The sequence below is a fragment of the Halorubrum californiense DSM 19288 genome (genome assembly GCF_000336875.1).
GTDB classification, from domain to species: Archaea; Halobacteriota; Halobacteria; order Halobacteriales; family Haloferacaceae; genus Halorubrum; species Halorubrum californiense.
In genome coordinates this window covers 59,118-76,739 of the sequence record NZ_AOJK01000041.1, presented here as the reverse complement: position 1 = coordinate 76,739, position 17,622 = coordinate 59,118, and the positions used below count along the sequence as shown (strand labels likewise).

16 protein-coding genes, 1 tRNA gene and 1 pseudogene are annotated in these 17,622 nt (G+C 71.4%); 7 read left to right on the top strand and 11 right to left on the bottom strand.

The window, feature by feature from the left end:
- Window positions 1-3 precede the first annotated feature (3 nt).
- From C463_RS08925 to C463_RS08910, 4 genes and pseudogenes are all read left to right on the top strand, one after another.
- Entirely contained in the window at window positions 4-1,383 is a 1,380-nt protein-coding gene (locus C463_RS08925; protein ID WP_008442880.1) for an NCS2 family permease, read from the top strand.
- Window positions 1,384-1,917: 534 nt separating this feature from the next.
- Entirely contained in the window at window positions 1,918-3,369 is a 1,452-nt protein-coding gene (locus C463_RS08920; RefSeq protein ID WP_008442879.1) for a glycerate kinase type-2 family protein, read from the top strand.
- 20 nt (window positions 3,370-3,389) lie between these two features.
- Window positions 3,390-4,448, top strand: a complete 1,059-nt coding sequence (locus C463_RS08915) for an alanine dehydrogenase (protein WP_008442878.1) — start codon at window positions 3,390-3,392, stop codon at window positions 4,446-4,448.
- 77 nt (window positions 4,449-4,525) lie between these two features.
- Window positions 4,526-5,010: pseudogene (locus tag C463_RS08910) on the top strand (dihydrofolate reductase).
- Between the two features lie 60 nt (window positions 5,011-5,070).
- Here C463_RS08910 and C463_RS08905 read toward each other — a convergent pair.
- From C463_RS08905 to gatB, 7 genes are all read right to left on the bottom strand, one after another.
- A complete protein-coding gene (locus C463_RS08905; RefSeq protein ID WP_008442877.1) occupies window positions 5,071-7,545 on the bottom strand; it encodes an extracellular solute-binding protein in 2,475 nt (824 codons plus the stop codon).
- Window positions 7,546-7,662: 117 nt separating this feature from the next.
- Window positions 7,663-8,448: a 23S rRNA (uridine(2552)-2'-O)-methyltransferase gene (locus C463_RS08900; protein WP_008442876.1), complete on the bottom strand. Its 786-nt coding sequence runs from the start codon at window positions 8,446-8,448 to the stop codon at window positions 7,663-7,665.
- A gap of 154 nt (window positions 8,449-8,602) precedes the next feature.
- A complete protein-coding gene (locus C463_RS19640) occupies window positions 8,603-8,833 on the bottom strand; it encodes a hypothetical protein (RefSeq protein ID WP_239638873.1) in 231 nt (76 codons plus the stop codon).
- Window positions 8,834-9,157: 324 nt separating this feature from the next.
- On the bottom strand, window positions 9,158-9,676 hold the full coding sequence (locus C463_RS08890; RefSeq protein WP_008442874.1) for a GNAT family N-acetyltransferase: 519 nt from the start codon (window positions 9,674-9,676) through the stop codon (window positions 9,158-9,160).
- Window positions 9,673-9,891, bottom strand: coding sequence for a ubiquitin-like small modifier protein SAMP2 (gene samp2, locus C463_RS08885; protein WP_008442873.1), 219 nt, complete (start codon window positions 9,889-9,891; stop codon window positions 9,673-9,675). Before samp2 ends, C463_RS08890 begins: the two co-directional genes overlap by 4 nt.
- Window positions 9,892-9,955: 64 nt before the next feature.
- Window positions 9,956-10,273, bottom strand: a complete 318-nt coding sequence (locus C463_RS08880) for a hypothetical protein (RefSeq protein WP_008442872.1) — start codon at window positions 10,271-10,273, stop codon at window positions 9,956-9,958.
- Between the two features lie 33 nt (window positions 10,274-10,306).
- Window positions 10,307-11,794, bottom strand: a complete 1,488-nt coding sequence (gene gatB / locus C463_RS08875) for an Asp-tRNA(Asn)/Glu-tRNA(Gln) amidotransferase subunit GatB (RefSeq protein ID WP_008442871.1) — start codon at window positions 11,792-11,794, stop codon at window positions 10,307-10,309.
- 289 nt (window positions 11,795-12,083) lie between these two features.
- Between gatB and C463_RS08870 the strand changes: the two genes are divergently transcribed.
- Both C463_RS08870 and pyrE read left to right on the top strand, forming a co-directional pair.
- Window positions 12,084-12,368 carry a hypothetical protein gene (locus C463_RS08870; protein WP_008442870.1) on the top strand — a complete coding sequence of 95 codons (285 nt, stop codon included), beginning with the start codon at window positions 12,084-12,086 and terminating at the stop codon, window positions 12,366-12,368.
- Between the two features lie 51 nt (window positions 12,369-12,419).
- A complete protein-coding gene (pyrE, locus tag C463_RS08865; RefSeq protein WP_008442869.1) occupies window positions 12,420-12,968 on the top strand; it encodes an orotate phosphoribosyltransferase in 549 nt (182 codons plus the stop codon).
- 58 nt (window positions 12,969-13,026) lie between these two features.
- Here pyrE and C463_RS08860 read toward each other — a convergent pair whose 3' ends face one another.
- A complete protein-coding gene (locus C463_RS08860; protein ID WP_008442868.1) occupies window positions 13,027-13,989 on the bottom strand; it encodes an AAA family ATPase in 963 nt (320 codons plus the stop codon).
- 184 nt (window positions 13,990-14,173) lie between these two features.
- Here C463_RS08860 and C463_RS08855 point away from each other — a divergent pair.
- Window positions 14,174-14,258 (top strand) — tRNA-Ser (locus tag C463_RS08855).
- A 42-nt stretch (window positions 14,259-14,300) separates the two neighbouring features.
- Here C463_RS08855 and C463_RS08850 read toward each other — a convergent pair.
- From C463_RS08850 to C463_RS08840, 3 genes are read right to left on the bottom strand one after another with little or no spacing between them, the layout of a single operon-like run.
- Window positions 14,301-14,924, bottom strand: coding sequence for a hypothetical protein (locus C463_RS08850; protein WP_008442867.1), 624 nt, complete (start codon window positions 14,922-14,924; stop codon window positions 14,301-14,303).
- Between the two features lie 4 nt (window positions 14,925-14,928).
- The gene (gene glyS / locus C463_RS08845; RefSeq protein WP_008442866.1) at window positions 14,929-16,719 is read right to left on the bottom strand and encodes a glycine--tRNA ligase; all 1,791 of its coding nucleotides are present in this window, start codon (window positions 16,717-16,719) and stop codon (window positions 14,929-14,931) included.
- Window positions 16,720-17,568: a CBS domain-containing protein gene (locus C463_RS08840; protein ID WP_008442865.1), complete on the bottom strand. Its 849-nt coding sequence runs from the start codon at window positions 17,566-17,568 to the stop codon at window positions 16,720-16,722.
- Window positions 17,569-17,622: the final 54 nt, after the last annotated feature.

Genomic DNA, 17,622 nt, shown 5'->3' with positions numbered 1-17,622 from the left:
TCAATGGGGCTTTCAGACACGCTGGCCGCGCGGTTCGACGTGGAGGCGCACGGGTCGGACGTCCGCACCGAACTGATAGCCGGGCTCACGACGTTCCTCGCGATGTCGTACATCATCGTGGTGAACCCCGCAATCCTCTCGGAGGCCGTCCAGATCGAGGGGTACGGGCAGGGAGAGGTGTTCCAGATGATCGCGATCGCGACGGTGCTGTCGGCGGCGATCGCGACCCTCGTGATGGCCTTTTACGCCAACCGTCCCTTCGGGCTGGCGCCGGGACTGGGGCTGAACGCCTTCTTCGCGTACACGGTCGTGCTGGGGCTCGGCATCCCGTGGCAGACGGCGCTGGCCGCGGTGTTCGTCGAGGGCGTCCTGTTCATGGTCCTGACCGTCGTCGGCGCGCGCGAGTACGTCATTCGGTTGTTCCCCGAGCCGGTAAAGAAGTCCGTCGGCGCCGGTATCGGCCTGTTCCTGCTGTTCATCGGCTTCCAAGAGCTCCAGATCGTTGTTCCCGACGACGCGACGCTGGTTACGCTGGGCGGGATCTTCGGAAACCCGTGGGCGATCCTCGGGCTGCTCGGACTCGCATTTACCTTCGGGCTCTGGGCGCGCGGGATCACGGGCTCGATCGTGATCGGCATCGTGACGACCTCGCTGGTCGGCTGGGGGCTCACCCTCGCCGGCGTGTTCGGGCGCGGCACGGTCACCCCGGAGTCGCTGCCGAACGCGCAGTACGACATCTCGCCGCTGGCCGGGGCGTTCGTCGACGGCCTCGGACAGATCGAGCCGCTCACGTTCGTTTTGGTCGTGTTCACGTTCTTCTTTGTCGACTTCTTCGACACCGCCGGAACGCTCATCGGCGTCTCGCAGTTCGGTGACTTCCTCGACGACGACGGGGACCTTCCGGACATGGACAAACCGCTGATGGCCGACGCGGTGGGGACGACCGCCGGGGCGATGCTCGGCACCTCCACGGTGACGACGTACATCGAGTCGTCGACCGGCGTCGAGGAGGGCGGACGGACCGGCCTGACGGCGCTGGTGGTCGCGCTCCTGTTCGCCGCCTCGCTCGTGCTGATCCCGCTCGTGGCCGCGATCCCGGCGTACGCCTCCTTCATCGCGCTCATCGTCGTCGGCGTGATGATGCTCCAGGGGCTCGTCGAGGTCGAGTGGGACGACCCCGCGTGGGCGGTCTCCGCGGGCCTGACGGTCACCGTGATGCCGTTCGCCTACTCCATCGCCGACGGCCTGGCGGCCGGCATCGTCGCCTACCCCCTGATCAAGGTCGCGGTCGGCGAGGCCGACGAGGTCGCGCTCGGCCAGTACGTCATCGCCGTCCTGCTGGCGGTCTACTACGTGCTCCAGACGCGCGGCATCATCCTCTGAGGCGGGCAACGCGCCGCGGTGAGTGTTCCGTCCACCGTTTTTGAGTTTATAAATGTCCACGAGCGAGAACGACGGCTCCTATAAAAAACAGATGCGGTGGCGCGTGCCTGCGAGCGGCCGCCACCGGTGGCCGCGAGGAGCACGCGCGAGGTCGCCGGCGCTACGCGCCGGCTGCCAGAGAATCTTCGATTCTCGCTGGAGTCGGTGGTCCGGAGCGAAGCGGAGGACCACCGACGAGGCTGGGGAGGCGTGAGGCTGCGGTGCGGTTGCGGTGGGTGGGACTCAAAGGGGCAGCCGCGAGGGCGAAGGCGCGCGACGCAAGGACCGCAGGAGTGAGCGAGGAGAACGACGAGGACCGCAGCGAGCGCACCGAGCCGTCGCGGCTGGGGCTTTGGCAGTGTTCGCCGCGGGATCGCTAGTACGCATTTATAAACAGATTTCAACGACGTGAACCGGTCGAACGCGCAGCCGTCCCACGGGCGGCAGAATCCTCTTGAGCCGCCGGGACGCATTCCGACCGAGGCGACCGAACCAATGCCCGAGCAGTCCGACGACGACTCGACCGTGACCGTCGCCGACCGCGAGGGACACGCGAGCGACCCGGCGCGCGAACTCGCGCTCGACTGCGTGACCGCGGGGATCGAGGCGGCGCACCCGGCAAACGTCGTCGAGGACGCGCTCTCGCTCGACGGCGACCGCCTCACCGTCCGGAGCGTCGACGGGACCGAGACGGTCCGCGACCTCGCCACGTACGACCGCGTGCTGGTCGCCGGCGCGGGCAACGCGGCGGGCCACTTCGCGGCCGCGGTCGAGCGCCTGCTGGGCGACCGGGTCGACGGCGGCGCGGTCGTCACGGACGACCCCGTCGAGGCCGAACGGATCGACGTCCTCCCCGGCGACCATCCGACGCCGAGCGAGGCGGGCGTCGAGAGCGCCCGAGCGGCGCGCGAGGTCGCAGGCGACGCCGACGAGGACGACCTCGTGATCGGCCTGCTCACGGGCGGCGGGAGCGCGCTGCTGGCCGCGCCGGCGACCGAAATCGACCTCGACGACCTCCGCGAGACGACCGAGGCGCTACTGGCCAGCGGCGCGACCATCTCGGAGATCAACGCGGTCCGCAAACACCTCTCGGCGGTGAAGGGCGGGCGGCTGGCGCGGGCGGCCGCCCCCGCCGACGTTCTCGGCCTCGCGATCAGCGACGTGACCGGCGACGACCCGGCCGTGATCGCGAGCGGCCCCCTCTCGCCCGACCCGACGACCTTCGCTGACGCGCTCGCGGTCCTCGACCGGCACGGGGTCGACGCGCCCGCGGCCGTGACCGACCGCCTCGAACGCGGCGTCGCGGGCGCGGTCGCGGAGACGCCGAAGCCGGGTGATCCCGCGTTCGACGGCGTCGACGTTCGGATCGTCGCGAGCGCGCGGACGGCCCTGAACGCGGCCCGGGAGGTCGCCGCGGATCGGAGGTACGAGCCGCTTGTCCTCTCCTCGCGGGTCCGCGGCGAGGCGCGCGAGGCGGCGAAGACCCACGCGGCGGTCGCCGAGGAGTGCCGCGCGGCCGGGGAGCCGGTCGCCCCGCCCGCGGTCCTCCTCTCGGCGGGCGAGGTGACGGTGACGCTCGGGAACGACCCCGGAGCCGGCGGACCGAACCAAGAGTTCGCGCTGTCGGCGGCGCTCGAACTCGACGCGGCCGGTGAAGCTGGCGACGGCGTCGTCGTCGCGAGCGTCGACACCGACGGGATCGACGGCGCCACGGACGCGGCGGGGGCGCTGGTCGACGACCGCCTCGTCGGCGACGGCGCAGGCGATGGCGTCGAGCGCCCGTTGGACCGGGAGACGGCCGAGCGGGCGCTCGACGCCCACGACGCGTCCCCGGCCCTCGACGCGGCGGGCGCGCTGCTCCGGACCGGCCCGACCGGGACGAACGTCAACGACCTCCGCGTGTCCGTCATTCCGGCTGAGAAATCGCGTTCGGAAGGGACTAAGTGACGGCCGGCAAATTCTGCGGCATGCAGACGCTGCTCCTCAACGCGGACGACGTCGACGAGAACGCCGAGATGGACCGCGTGATCGACGCGGTCCGCGGCGCGTTCACGGCCTACGAGCGCGGCGACGCCAAGATGCCGGCGAAGTCGTACATCGACCTCCCCGAGTACAACGGCGACTTCCGGTCGATGCCCGCCTACCTCGACGTGCGCGAGGAGGACGTCGCCGAGGAGACCGCGGCCGGCGACGGGTGGGACGCCGCCGGGATCAAGTGGGTGAACGTCCACACCGACAACCCCGCGGACCACGACCTCCCGACCGTGATGGGGACGATGATCTACTCGGACCCGGAGACGGCGTTCCCGCTGGCGATTCTCGACGGGACGACGCTGACGATGAAACGCACCGGCGCGGCCGCCGCGGTCGCGACCGACCACCTCGCCGTCCCCGACGCGAGTTCGCTCGGGATCGTCGGCGCCGGCGTCCAGTCGTACACGCAGCTCGAAGCGATCTCGACAGTCCGGGACATCGAGGAGGTCGTCGTGAGCGACCTCGACGAGGAGCGCGTCGCGGACTTCATCGACGCCTTCGAGGACCGGTTCGACGTGCGCGCCGGCTCGGTATCGGAGGCGGGCCACTGCGACGTCCTCTCGACGGTGACCCCGGTCGAGGACCCGATCGTCGGTCCCGAGAACGTGGGTGAACACACCCATATCAACGCGATGGGCGCCGACGCGGCGGGCAAACACGAACTCGGGGACGACCTCCTGCTCGACGCCACCGTCGTCATCGACGACCACGAGCAGTGTACTCACTCCGGCGAGATCAACGTCCCCTACGCCGCGGGGACGCTCACCGACGACGACCTCTACGGCGAGATCGGCGAGATCGTCGTCGGCCGTCGCGCGGGCCGCCCCGGTACGCCAGGTACCCCTGCCGACGCCGACGGCGTGAGCGGCGTCAGCGTCTTCGACTCGACCGGGCTCGCGATCCAGGACGTTGCGGCCGCGCGCGTCGTCTACGAGCGCGCCGACGAACTCGACAACGGCTACCCGTTCGACCTGCTCGGCCTCGACGGCTGAGCCCCGGCGAACGCCGGCCGCAGCGACCAAACACCCCCGACGCGCGGGTTTTTCACCGCCGCGCCCCTATCGGACCCGTGAGACTCGTCAGCGTCGCCGCCGTGGCGGAGAACCGCGTGATCGGGAGAGACGGGGAGGTGCCGTGGCCCCACATCGAGGCGGACGTCAGGCAGTACCGCGAGCGCGTCGCGGGGTCGCCGGTGATCCTCGGCCGTCGCACCTTCGACTCGATGCGCGGCGACCTCCCCGGGAGCCGGCAGATCGTCGTGAGCCGGAGCGTCGACGCCGTCGACGTGCCGACGGCGACCGTCGTCTCCGGCGTCGACGAGGCGATCGATGCGGCCCTGTCTCTTATACACATCTCTGAGCGGGNGCGCCATCAGAGATGTGTATAAGAGACAGGTTCCAGCCGCACCTCGACGGGATGGCCCTCAGCCACGTCGACGGGGGCTACGAGGGCGACACGTACTATCCGGAATGGGACGAAGACGAGTGGGAGGTCGCGAAAGAGACGGCGTACGACCGGTTCACGCTGCGCGAGTGGGTCCGGCGGGCGCGCTGAGCGGCCGAGGAGCCGACCGGCGCCCGAATTTCTCTCCGGCTCCGGTGTCGGCGGCGACGTCTACGACCGGTCGGCGCGCTCGTCGGCGTACCGTTCGAGCTGGAGGGCGGTGCTGTCCGCGAGCCGTTCGACCGCGGACTCGACCCCGTGTTCGCGGGCGTCGACGGACGCCTCGGCGACGAGCGTCCGGACCGTGTCGAACGGGCCGATCCGGGCGCCGGTCGTGGCGACCGCGTCCTCGGCGTCGAGCAGCTGGTTTATCGCGGTGCGGTAGCCGGGGTTCTCGTCGAACCACCCGTCGCGGTCGAGCCGGTCGACCGCGCCCTCGTGGACCGGGAAGTAGCCGGTGTCGCGGTGCCAGCGCGCCTGTCGCTCCGGCGCCGCGAGCCAGCCGAGAAACGCCGCGGCGACGCGCTGCTTGGCCGGCGACGCACCGCCCGCGACCCACAGCGACCCGCCGCCGACGACGACGCCGTGCCGCTCGCCGGCGACCGGGAAGTAGCCGACGCCGACCGGGAACGCGGCGCCCTCCCGGACGTCGACCATCGAGGAGGTGGAGCCGATCAGCATCCCGGCGCGCCCCTCGTGAAACGCCTCGCGGGCCTGTCCGCGGGCCTCGATACCGGGGTCGTGGTAGAGGCCGTCGGCCGCCATGTCCGCGATCCAGCGGTAGACCCGCTCGCCGACCGGCCCGTCGAACCCGCTCTCGGTCGGCGTGCCGCCCCGCCCGTTGTCGGCGTCGACGAGAGGCTCGCCGGCCTCGGCGAACCACTGCTCGACGAACCACGAGTACGTCGCGAACGTGATTCCCGTCTCCGTCGCGCCGCTCTCGACGAGCCGCTCGGCGCAGCGCCGGACCTCGTCGAACGTCTCCGGCGGGTCGTCGGGGTCCAACCCGGCGCGCTCGAACGCCGCGCGGTCGTAGTACAACACCGGCGTCGACGCGTTGAACGGCATCGAGTGGAGGACCCCGTCGGTCCGGTAGTAGTTGGCCACGGGGTCGAGCAGGTCGTCGGGCGAGAAGCCGGCGGCCGGGTCGCCCGCGGCGTCGGGCGCCCCGACGCTGCCGGTGGCATCGGACGCGCCCGCGCCGAGGAGGCGCTCGACCGGCGTGAACGCCCCGCTGTCGAGGGCGCGCTGGGTACCGATCTCGTAGAGGTGCGCGATCGCGGGCGGATCGCCACGGTCCGCCGCCGCGAGCGTCGCCTCGAACACGCCGCGGTAGCTCCCCTTCGAAGAGGGCCGGACCGCGACCCCGTCGGTCTCGGCGGCGAACTCGGCCGCGAACTCGTCGAGGAGCCGCGCCTTGCGCCCGCTGAACGCGTGCCAGAAGTCGAGGACGACCGCGTCGTCGGCCGCGGCGCCGTCCGCGTCGTAGGCGTCGAGCGCGTCGTCTAAGGTCCCGGTCCGGTCGGCGAGCGTCGACGCGCCGGCGGCCACCTCCGCCAGCGAGGTCTTCTGCGCGTGCGCGACCGCGGTGGCGTCGCCCGCGTCCGCGGCCGTCTCCTCGGCGAGGTCGCCGACCGACTCGACCGCGTCGACCACCGCCTCGATCGAGGCCGCCTGGTCGTCGGTGGCGTCGCGGATCTCCTCGACGCCGCTCGTCGTCTCCTCGACGTCGGCCGCGAGGTCGGTGAACGCCTCCAGCGCCTCCTCGGCGGTGGTTATCCCCTCGTCGGCGCGCTCGCGCATCTCGCTCATCTCCGCGACGGTCGCGTCCGTCTCCGCGCGCACCGACCGGATCGACGACTCGATCTCGCTGGNNNCCTCGAAGCCGGCCCCGGCCTCGCCGGCGCGGGCGGCCTCGATCGAGGCGTTGAGCGCGAGGATGTTCGTCTCGTCGGCGATGTCCTGGATCAGGTCGGTGACGTCCTCGATCGCCGCGACCTCCGATTCAAGCGTCTCGACCCGGTCGAGGGCTTCCTCCGTCCGCTCGTCGACGACGCGGAGTTCCTCGATGGCGGCGGTCGCGGCGTCGGTCCCCTCGTCGGTTCGCTCGGCGACGCCGGCCGCGGTCTCGGCCACCTCGTCCGCGGAGGCGGCGACTTCCTCGGTGGCGGCCGAGACGGTTTGGAGTTCGCTCGTCGCGGCCGCGATGTCGTCGCGCTGGCGGGTCGCGGCCGCCTCGATGTCGTCGACCGCGGCGTACACCTCGTCGCTCTGCGCCTTCGCCCGGTCGACGTTCGACCGGACGTGTTCGGTCGCGCCCGCGACCTCGTCGCCGAAGCCGTCGACGGCAGACACCGTCTCGCTCACGTCCTCGACGAACTCGTTGAGAGTCGCCGCGAGCGCCGCCGCCTCGCCGTCCGCGTCCTCGGCCGGGAACCGCGCCCCGAGGTCGCCCTCTGCGAGTCGTTCCGCGGCGTCACGGAACGCCGAGACCGGAATCTCGTCGCCGGCACCCGACCCGGGAGCCGTCGTCTCGCCGGACGCGACCCCGCCGTCGGTGGTCGCGTCCGAGTCGGTCGTCGCCATCGAGCGGTCGCCGTCGACGGCACCGCGATCGGGTCCGGAGCGTGCGTCGTCACTGTTCATTTGTCGCCACTCGCCCGCGGGGATATATAAGATCGAGAGTCAGATTATTCCGCCTGATAGCGACCGCGCGAGCGGGGGCGAACTCGCGGGCGTGAGGGACCGGCCGACCGCGCCGGCTCAGGCCGACGGCTCCGCGCCGTCGACGGGCTCCGCGAAGCCGAAGCGCGGCTTGACGTCGGTGACCTCGACCGCGAGCGTCTCCCCGACGTCGGCGTCGACGAACAGGGTGTAGCCGTCGACGTAGGCGATGCCGTCCCCCTCGTCGCCCTCCTCCTCTATCGTCACCTCGACGCGGTCGCCCTCGGCGACCGGCGACGTGGTGTACCCCTTCGCGACGAGGTACACCTCCGAGGAGGCGTCCCGCGAGGCGGGCGGCGAGACGGTCCGGACGTACTGGAACGACTCGCTCACGTCGTCGCGGAAGGCGTCGAGGTCCTCGCCCTGGAACACCTTCACGACGAAGTCGCCGCCGGTCGCGAGCAGTTCGTCGGCGGTGTCGAGCGCCTGCCGCGCGAGGTGGACCGAGCGGGCGTGGTCGAGGGAGTACTCGCCGGTCATGTTCGGCGCCATGTCGCTCGCGACGACGTCGGCGCCGCGCTCGCCGACCGCCTCGCGCAGGTAGTGGCGGGTGCGTTCCTCGGTCATGTCGCCGCGGATCGTCTCGACGTCGTGGTCGTCGAGGGCCTCGATGCGCTGGAGGTCGACGCCGACGACGGTCCCGCCCTCACCGACTTCCTCCGCGGCGACCTGGAGCCACCCGCCGGGCGCGGCCCCGAGGTCGACCACGGTGTCGCCGGGGGCGAGGAGGTCCGCCTCCTCGTCGAGCTGTTTCAGCTTGTAGGCGGACCGGGCGCGGTACCCCTGTTGTTTGGATCGGTTGTAGTAGTCGTCTTTTCCGCTCATGTCTCGATCACCGCGGGAGGGGACGGAACCGCCGAAACCGAGGGCGAAATATCGCTCATACCCGTCACGAGGAGGGCGACCGGGAAATGAACGTCGAATGCGGGGCCGGACGGATCCCCGCAGTCCGACTCGCCGGACCGTCGGCGACGACCGGCTATCCGCGGCCGCGTCGCAGCCACGCGGTCAACCGACCGATTCGGGACGCGACCGCTGCGAACGGCCGCCAGCCGTCGCTCGCCGTCGACTGCGAGGAGTCCGTTTCGGACGGGGAGTCAGGCGAGCGCCGAGCCGAGACGATCGACTCGTAGTTGTCGATCACCTGCTGGCGCTGCCGCTCCTTCGACGCCACCTCCGCTTCGAGCGCCTCGACCTCGGCTTCGAGCAACGCCACCTCGGCCGTGAGCGCCTAGACTCGCTCGTCGAGCAGGTCACGTTCGGCCGCGAGCAGCTCGCACTCGGTTGTGAGGGCGTCGATTCGGACGCGTTGGTCGGGGGGCAGGGGGATCGTCGACGGCCGGTCGGTCACCGGCGGACGCGGTCGGTCGGAGTCGGGGGCCGTCGATCGAGTCCACCGCCTCGACGTCGATACCACCGGGGTCGAGCGAGCCGGACGTTGCGGGCATCATCGTGAGAGACATGTGTACACATACCATACTAAAAAGTTTCAGCCAGCCGCGAGTCGGACGCGCCGCTTGCGGCCGGTTCACGATTACTCGCGGTCGTTCACCGACACCAGCCCACGGAGCCGGTCCGGTGTCTCATCCGAGACGTCGTCGATCTCGCTTCCCGGCCGAATCGCGAACCCGAGACCAGAATAGAAATGCTCTAAGTCGGTATCGAACGTCGCGGTGACCGCGTCGACGGCCGAGTCCGACGACCCTCGTTCGATCACCGCGGCGACGAGCGCGGAGCCGATTCCGCGGCCGCGACGCGCCCGGCGAACGGCGACGGCGTCGACGTGAATTCGATCGCGGTCGGGCCGCACCGCGACCAGCGCGCCGACGACCCCGCCGGTCCGCGTCGAGCGCGCGACGAGAACGTCCGCGGCCGCGATCCGGTCGTCGACGATCGCCGCGTCGGTCTCCAGCATCGCGGCGTCGAGCATTCGGAGCACGTCGAGCCGGTCGTCGGGCGTCGCGGGCTCGACGGTCACGTCCGCGGGCGGGTCAGGGAGGTCGCGTGGATCGAGCGCGTCCAGCGAATCGCCCGCGTCGCGCTCTCCAGTCACGCGCCGGGGTCAGTCGCGCCGCCCTTGATCAGTCGGAGGACACGGACCGCATCGGCGTCGACGGCGCGGTCGCCCGGGACCGGCGAGCCGTCGACGAGCGCCGACGCCTCCTGCGGGTGGTAGCCCGCGGCGCGGATCAGGTCGTCGTACGTCGCGTCGTCGTCGAGGGAGTACTCGTCGGTCCCCTCGCCGACGACCTCGACGGTCACGTCCATGTGCGCCGTAGCGGGCCCGGGGGCGTCAATCGCACGGTTTCGGCGGGGCGGAGCGCGTGACGGCTTACCCGGCCGGGCGGTCCTCGCTGCCGTTCCACTTCCAGAGGAACCATCCGGCCGCGCCGGCGATCGCGAGCGTCACCGCCACGTCGGGCCGGGGGACCGCACCCGTCCACGCGTCGACGACGATGAGACTCGTCGCGGCCGCGGCGACGACGAGGACTACCGCCGCGTCGCGGGCGAGATCCGCCTCGCGCTCGGGCGGGAGACCGCCGTCGTAGCCGGCGATCAGCCCGACCTTCCCGCGGCCGTGGATCGCCCATGCGAACAGGAGGAGCAGGGCGACGACGTGGCCGACGACGACGGTTTCGACGATAGCCATGTTCGCGGGAAAAGCGGGCGCGTCGGTCGCGGCTCAGCCGTCCAGCTCCTCGCGCAGCAGCCCGTTCACCTGTCCGGGGTCGGCGCTGCCGCCGGTCGCCTGCATCACCTGCCCGACGAGGAAGTTGATCGCGCCCTCGTCGCCGTCGTGGTAGTCGCTCACGGCGTCGGGATTCTCGTCGATAGCGGCTTCGACCGCGGCCTCGACCTCGCCGCTCTCGGCTTTCCCGAGCCCCTCGCGCTCGATGACCGTCTCGGGGTCGTCGCCCTCGTCGAGCATCTCGCGCAAGACGGTCTCCTCGGCGTTCTTGACGGTCAGTTCGTCTGCGGCGACGAGCTCGACCAGGTGCGTGAACTCGTCGAGGCGGTCCTCGACGTCGGTGATCGCCATCTCGCGGTAGTTGAGCTCGCCGAGCAGGTTGTCGGCGACCCACGTCGCGGCGAGGTCGGGGTCGAACTCGCCCGCCACGTCCTCGAAGAAGTCCGCGACGGCCTTCGTGGAGGTGAGCTTCGAGGCGGCCTCGCGGTCGAGTCCGTACTCCTCGCGGAAGCGCTCCCGGCGGGCGTCGGGCAGCTCCGGGATCGCGATCTGTTCCTTCCAGTCCGAGACCTCCAGCGCGGGGAGGTCCCCCTCCCGGAAGTAGCGGTAGTCCTTCTCGGCCTCCTTCGAGCGCATCCCGACGGTGACGCCGCGGTCCTCGTCCCAGTGGCGGGTCTCCTGTTCGATCTCGCGGCCGCGCCGGAGGACGTTCTCCTGTCTGGTGACCTCGTACGCGAGCGCCTGCTCGGCGCCCTTGTGGCTGGAGATGTTCTTCACCTCCGCGCGGCTCACCTCGTCGAGCGCGTCGCCGTCGATCGTCCCGTCGTCGGCGACGTGTTCGGCGGGGACGAGGGAGACGTTGGCGTCGACGCGCAGGCTCCCGTCGCGGCCGGGGTCGAAGACGCCGAGGTACTCCAAGACCTCCTCCAGCTTCGCGAGGAACGCGCGCGTCTCGGCCGGCGAGCGGAAGTCCGGCTCCGTGACGATCTCCATGAGGGGGGTGCCCGCGCGGTTGTAGTTCACCAGCGTGTGGGTCGCGGACTCGATGGAGCCGCCGGCGTGCTGGAGGCTTCCGGGGTCCTCTTCGAGGTGCGCGCGGGTGATCCCGATGGTCCGCGGGTCGCCGTCGACGCGGACCTCCAGCTCGCCGTCGGCGCAGATCGGCGCGTCGTACTGGGTGAGCTGGAAGTTCTTCGGGAGGTCGGGGTAGTAGTAGTTCTTCCGGTGGAACGTGGTGGTCTCGGGGATGTCGGCGTCGATCGCCTTCCCGATCTTCACGGCGGCCTCGACGGCGCCCTCGTTGAGGACCGGGAGCGCGCCCGGCAGCCCGAGGCAGGTCGGGCAGGTGCGCGTGTTCGGCGCCTCGTCCTCGGCGGGCTCCGTCGAGCAGCCGCAGAAGATCTTCGTGTCGGTCTCGAGCTGGACGTGGACCTCCAGCCCGATCACGACTGTCCGGTCCGCCGTCGCGGCCTGCGTACTCATTACCGGCCCGTTGTGAGCGGGCCGCCTAAATCGTGTCGGGACGATCGCCGCCGAAAGCGCGTGCGAGTCAAAATCTTGCTTCCGAGAGTTCGGAAGCAACGATTATCAGGGACCCGTCCGTACTTGTCGGGATGAGCGAACCGATGAACTGTGGAAGCACCGCTCCGGACGGTGCGACCGGACCCCGTCGAGTGCCCGGCCGAGTGCGCGAGACGGGGGGCCGCAACGGGAATGACCGCCGCGGACCACCCTCGTCGCGGACGACCACAGCGGAACCCTCTCGTTACGGATGACCGTTGAACCGACGCTTCACGTCGGAACCGCGGTTGACGCCGAGTGGGGAGAACTTCCCGAGGAGAGGCGGGTCCGCCGAGCGAGCGACGGCGATCGGGGCGCGGACGGCGACTCGGATGCGGCCGCCGATCCGGATCGCGTCGTCGTCAGACTGCGCGACGACGTGGATCTCGGCGACGGCAGCGAGTCCAGACCGAGCGGCGACGGCGCCGCGAACGTCGACCTCGACGGCGAGGCGGAGCGGGACGAGTCGGAGGGCGCCGGGGAGGCGGAGCGGTAACCGCTTCCGCGTTCCGACCCGTTTATTGTCGGCCGCGGCCCTCCTCCGCGTATGACAGACGAGGACCGACGACGCGAGCTGATCGCGGCGCTCACCGCGGCCGACGCCGTCCGATTCGGCGAGTTCGAGCTGTCGCACGGCGGGACGAGCGATTACTACGTCGACAAGTACCTCTTCGAGACCGACCCGGACGCGCTGACGCTCGTCGCCGAGGCGTTCGCCGACCGGCTCGCCGAGACGGACGCGAAGCTGGCGGGCGTCGCGCTGGGCGCGGTGCCGCTCGTGGCCGTCACGGCCGCGGAGCTGGGCCGCCCGTACGTCATCGCGCGCAAACAGGCGAAGGAGTATGGGACGGGCAACCGCATCGAGGGCCGGCTCGACGAGGGCGAGGAGGTCGTCGTCATCGAGGACATCGCCACCACGGGCCAGTCCGCGGTCGACGCCGTGGAGGCGCTCCGCGAGGCGGGCGCGACCGTCGACCGCGTGCTGGTCGTCGTCGACCGCGAGGAGGGCGCTGAAGAGTTGCTCGCGGACCACGACATCGAACTGGAGTCGCTGCTCACGGCGACCGAGCTGCTGGCCGAGCGAGAAGAGGAGTAGGCGGGAGGAGCGGGACGAGAGCGCTGAGTAGCGCCGAGAAGAGCGGTCTCCGCGGCGCCTACGCCTCGGCGGCCTCGACCGTCGGCACCGCGACGCGGTCGAGGACGTCGGCGATCACGTCGCGCTCGTCCACGTCGTTGACCGCCGCGTCCGGCGTCAACACGAGCCGGTGCGCGAGCGCCGGCTCCGCGACGCGCTTCACGTCGTCCGGCGTGACGAACTCCCGGCCGGCGATCACCGCCGCGGCCCGCGCGGTCTCGAAGAGGCGCTGGGTGCCGCGGGGGGAGACGCCCGCCTCGACGCGGCGGTCCTCGCGGGTCGCCCGCGCGAGCGACGCCGCGTAGCGCAGCAGGTCGTCGTCGACGCGGACGGACTCCGGCACCTCACGCAGCGCCGCCACGGCGTCGGGGTCGAGGACGCGGTCGACCGTCGGCGACTGCTCGACGCGGCCGGCGCGGCGACGCAGCAGCTCCAGCTCCCCGTCCTCGTCGGGGTAGCCGATCGAGGTCTTGATCGTGAACCGGTCGAGCTGGGCCTCCGGCAGCGGGAACGCGCCCTCGCTCTCGACGGGGTTCTGCGTCGCGATGACGTAGAAGGGACTGGGCAGGTCGTGGGTCTCGCCGTCGACGGTCACCTGTCCCTCCTCCATCGCCTCAAGCAGCGCCGCCTGCGTCTTCGGCGGCGCGCGGTTGATCTCGTCGGCGAGGACGACGTTCGCGAAGATCGGCCCCGGAGAGAACGAGAAGGAGCCGTCGCGCTCGTCGAACACGTTGGTGCCGGTGACATCGGCGGGCAGGAGGTCCGGCGTGAACTGGATCCGCGAGAACTCCAGGCCGAGCGCGGTCGCGAACGAGCGTGCCGAGAGGGTCTTGCCGGTGCCGGGCACGTCCTCCAAGAGGACGTGGCCGCGGGCGAGGATGCCGAGCGTGACGCGGTCGAGGAACTCGCGGTCGGCGACGACCGCGCCGCCGACCTCGTCGACGACGCGGCCGCAGGCGCCGGCCGCTTCGGGGACGTCCATACCGACCGCACGGGGGCCGGGCCGAAAAGCGTTGCCGGAGTCGGCGGCGCCGCGGTCGGCCGGCGGCTCGGAGACGGGGGGCGGTCGGACTGAGATACCGGACTGCGGTGGGAGAGAGATCCGGGGACCGCGCCGCGGGCGCGATCGAAACGCATAACAGCGGAACCGGTCAACGTGGAACCGAGCCGAGGTAGCCTAGCCTGGCCAAGGCGGTAGATTCGAAATCTACTGTCCATTCGGACACCGGAGTTCAAATCTCCGCCTCGGCGCTTCTCTCAGTCCTTTTCGGCGAGCGGCGGCGCTACCGTTCCCTACGCGATCAGCGCCGCCGCGAGGAACATCCCGCCGGCCCCGGCGGGCGGGATGGTGAGGTTGTCGTCGACGGCGACGCCGCAGATGAGCGGTGGGAGTCCGTCGGCGATCGCCGCCGGAATCGCCCCCGCGAGCGCGACGATCACGCCGGGGTCGGGGCCGAACTCGGGGATCGCGTACGGGACCGCGATCCCGAAGCAGACGAACACCATCGCCGCCACCACGGAGAGCCGCTTCGGCTCCGTGGCGGCGTTCTCGCCGAGGCCGCCGCTTATCGGGTCGCCGACGGAGAGCATCCACATCGCGGGCACGGCGAACACCGGCGCGAAGAGGAGCGCGGCGACCGCCATGCCGACCTGGTACAGCGCGTAGCCCGCGACCCCGTCGGCCTCGTAGTCGCGGACGAGCGCGGCGTACAGCGGGTCGAGCGGGCCCACGGAGTCGGTGAGCCGGAGCGCCTCGAGGAGGGCCGCGACCGCGACGGCGAGAAGCATCAGCCGCCCGGTCGCCTCCCAAGAGATCCAGCCCAAGAGGTACGGCACCGGGTAGAGGGTGCCGCTCGCGTGGACCAGCCGCCGCTCGAACTCCACGCGCTCGCGCCACTCGGCGGCCGGGAGCGTCACGCCCTCAGTTCCCCTCGGTCTCGACGTCGGTGGCGACCGCGTCGTAGCGGTCGGCGACCGACGCGAACGGCTCGCCCTCGCGCAGCGCGGTCAGCTCGTCCGCGAGGTCCGCGACCGGGATCCGGACCTGCGCCGCGGAGTCGCGCTCGCGGAGCGTGACGGTGTCGGCCCCGTCGCCCTCGATGCCGTCGCGGTCGACCGTGACGCAGAACGGGGTGCCGACCTCGTCCTGCCGGCGGTAGCGTCGGCCGATCGAGCCGGAGTCGTCGTACGCGACCGCGAGCCCGGCGGCCCGCAAGTCGCCCGCCACCTCGTCGGCGAGCGCGGTGAGCCGGTCGTCGTTCGTCACGAGCGGGAAGACGGCCGCGTCTTGCGGCGCGACCTCGGGGTCGAGCGAGAGGTAGGTGCGCTCCTCGCCGTCGACCTCGTCGGTCTCGTAGGCGTGCGCGAGCAGCGTCTGGACGGTCCGCCCGACGCCGAACGACGGCTCGACGACGTGGGGGGTGATGTGTTCGCCGCTCTCGGTCACCGCCTCGACCGAGAAGTTCGCGACGTCGGCGTCGACCTCGCGCGTCTCGCCGTCCACGTCGACCGCGACCGTCTCGCCGTCGAAGGCGTCGGGGTCGCGCTCGGCGAGCGTCTCCAGCGCCTCGGCGACCGCGGCGGCGTCGCCGCCGAACTCGGGGCCGAGGACGGACATGTCGGGGTCGACGGTCGCGCGCTCGACGGTCTTCGGCTCGTCGTAGCGCTTGAACACGGTGAACGAGTCGTCGCCGTGAGCGTCGTGCTTCGAGAGGTCGTAGTCGCCGCGGTAGGCGAAGCCGGCGATCTCGATCCAGTCGCCGTCGACCTCGCTCTCGGCGTCCCAGCAGTCGGCGGCGTAGTGGGCGCGCTCGCCCGCGAGGTGCTGGCGGAAGCGGAACCGGTCGAGGTCGACGCCGACGCGCTCGTACCACTCCTGGGCGACGCCGAGGTAGTAGCCGACCCACGGGGAGCCGATGACGCCCTCGTCGACCGCCTCGCCGACGGTCGTGTCGAGGTACTCGCCGTCGTCGGCCTCCTGCTCCGTCGCGGGGTACAGTCGGACCTCGACATCGCGAACGCGGTCGAGCGGCGGCTCGTCTTCCTCGGGATCGATGAACTGCTCCAACTCGGCCTGCGTGAACTCGCGGAGCCGGAGGAGCCCGCCGCGGGGCGAGATCTCGTTACGGTAGGCGGGCCCGATCTGGGTGATCCCGAACGGGAGGTTCCCGCGGGCGTACTCCTTCAGCCGCGGGAACTCGACGAAGATCCCCTGCGCGGTCTCCGGGCGGAGGTAGCCCGGCTGTGCGTCGCCGGGGCCGATGTCGGTCGCGAACATGAGGTTGAACGCCTCGACCGGCTGGCCGGCGAGTTCGGTGCCGCAGGCCGGGCAGGCGATCCCGTTGTCGGCGATCAGCTCAGCGACCTCCTCGCCGGGGAGCGCCTCGGCGTCCTCGATGTCGGTTGCGTCCTCGACGAGGTGGTCGGCGCGGTGGGACTCGCCGCACTCGGGGCACTCGACGAGCATGTCGTCGAACCCCTCCAAGTGGCCGGAGGCCTCGAAGACGGCCTCGGGCATCACCGTCGGCGCCTCGATCTCGCGGTTCCCCTCGCGGATCGTGAACCGGTCGCGCCACGCGTCCTCGACGTTTCGCTTCAGGGCAGCGCCCTGCGGGCCGAACGTGTAGAAGCCGGCCGTGCCGCCGTACGCGCCGTTCGAGCCGAAGAAGAACCCGCGGCGCTTCGCGAGTTCGGCGAGCGCGTCCGCGGCCATCTACAGCCCCTCCAGCAGGTCCACGTCCCGGACGATCCCTTCGATCTCCGTGCCCGAGACGAGCGGCACCTGCTCGATGTCGTTGCTGATGAGCTCTTGGGCGACCTCCTTGGCCGTCCGCGTGGCGTTGACGGTGATGAGGTCCGCGGTCATGAAGTGGCGGACGGCCTCGGCGGGAATCTCGACGTTCCGGGTCGGGAGGTAGCGGGCGCCGGTCGCCTTGATCCCCTCCCAGGACCACTCCGAGTCCTCCTCGGCGATCGAGTCGCCGGTGCTCGCCTCGCCCTCGACGACGCGGGCGACCTCGAGGATGTCGACCTCGGTGAGCATCCCCGCGACCGCGGCCTCGTCGTCGAGGACGACCGCGTACGGGACGCCGGAGAGCCCGATCTCCCGCTCCGCGACCGGCAGCGGCGTCCCGGCGTGGGTCGCGTTGACCGAGCGGGTCGCGAGCTCGCCCACGCGGGTCTCGCCGTCGACCTCGCCGCGGGCGATCGCCCGCACCACGTCGGTGACGGTGAGGATGCCGACGAGCTCGTCGCCGTCGACCACGGGGAGCCGCCGCGACTCCTCGGCGGCCATGGTCCGCGCGGCGTCGACGAGGTCGTCGTCGGCCCCCACGGTCGGGACCTCGCGCATCAGCAGCGCCAGCTGGTCCTCGTCCGGCTGATCGATCAGGTCGTCGCGCGTGACGAGCCCGCGGTACACCTCCTCGCCGTCGACGTCTTTCACGACCGGGACCGACGAGAACCCGTGTTCTTGGATGTACTCCAACACGTCGTTGCGGCTCCCGGGGATCTCGACGACGACGAGCTCCGACCGGGGCGTCATGGCGTCTGCGACGTTCATGCCCGCCTTTCAGCGTGCCACCTCTTGTATACTGCGAAGGTGTGCGGAGGCGGA

Excerpts from the sequence above, each read along its gene's own strand:
- C463_RS08900 (WP_008442876.1), bottom strand. The coding sequence starts at position 8,448 with ATGAGCGGAAAAGACGACTACTACAACCGATCCAAACAACAGGGGTAC.
- pyrE (WP_008442869.1), top strand. The coding sequence starts at position 12,420 with ATGACAGACGAGGACCGACGACGCGAGCTGATCGCGGCGCTCACCGCG.
- C463_RS08925 (WP_008442880.1), top strand. The coding sequence starts at position 4 with ATGGGGCTTTCAGACACGCTGGCCGCGCGGTTCGACGTGGAGGCGCAC.
- C463_RS08860 (WP_008442868.1), bottom strand. The coding sequence starts at position 13,989 with ATGGACGTCCCCGAAGCGGCCGGCGCCTGCGGCCGCGTCGTCGACGAG.
- C463_RS08880 (WP_008442872.1), bottom strand. The coding sequence starts at position 10,273 with ATGGCTATCGTCGAAACCGTCGTCGTCGGCCACGTCGTCGCCCTGCTC.
- C463_RS08920 (WP_008442879.1), top strand. The coding sequence starts at position 1,918 with ATGCCCGAGCAGTCCGACGACGACTCGACCGTGACCGTCGCCGACCGC.
- gatB (WP_008442871.1), bottom strand. The coding sequence starts at position 11,794 with ATGAGTACGCAGGCCGCGACGGCGGACCGGACAGTCGTGATCGGGCTG.
- C463_RS08870 (WP_008442870.1), top strand. The coding sequence starts at position 12,084 with ATGACCGTTGAACCGACGCTTCACGTCGGAACCGCGGTTGACGCCGAG.
- C463_RS08915 (WP_008442878.1), top strand. The coding sequence starts at position 3,390 with ATGCAGACGCTGCTCCTCAACGCGGACGACGTCGACGAGAACGCCGAG.
- samp2 (WP_008442873.1), bottom strand. The coding sequence starts at position 9,891 with ATGGACGTGACCGTCGAGGTCGTCGGCGAGGGGACCGACGAGTACTCC.
- C463_RS08840 (WP_008442865.1), bottom strand. The coding sequence starts at position 17,568 with ATGAACGTCGCAGACGCCATGACGCCCCGGTCGGAGCTCGTCGTCGTC.
- glyS (WP_008442866.1), bottom strand. The coding sequence starts at position 16,719 with ATGGCCGCGGACGCGCTCGCCGAACTCGCGAAGCGCCGCGGGTTCTTC.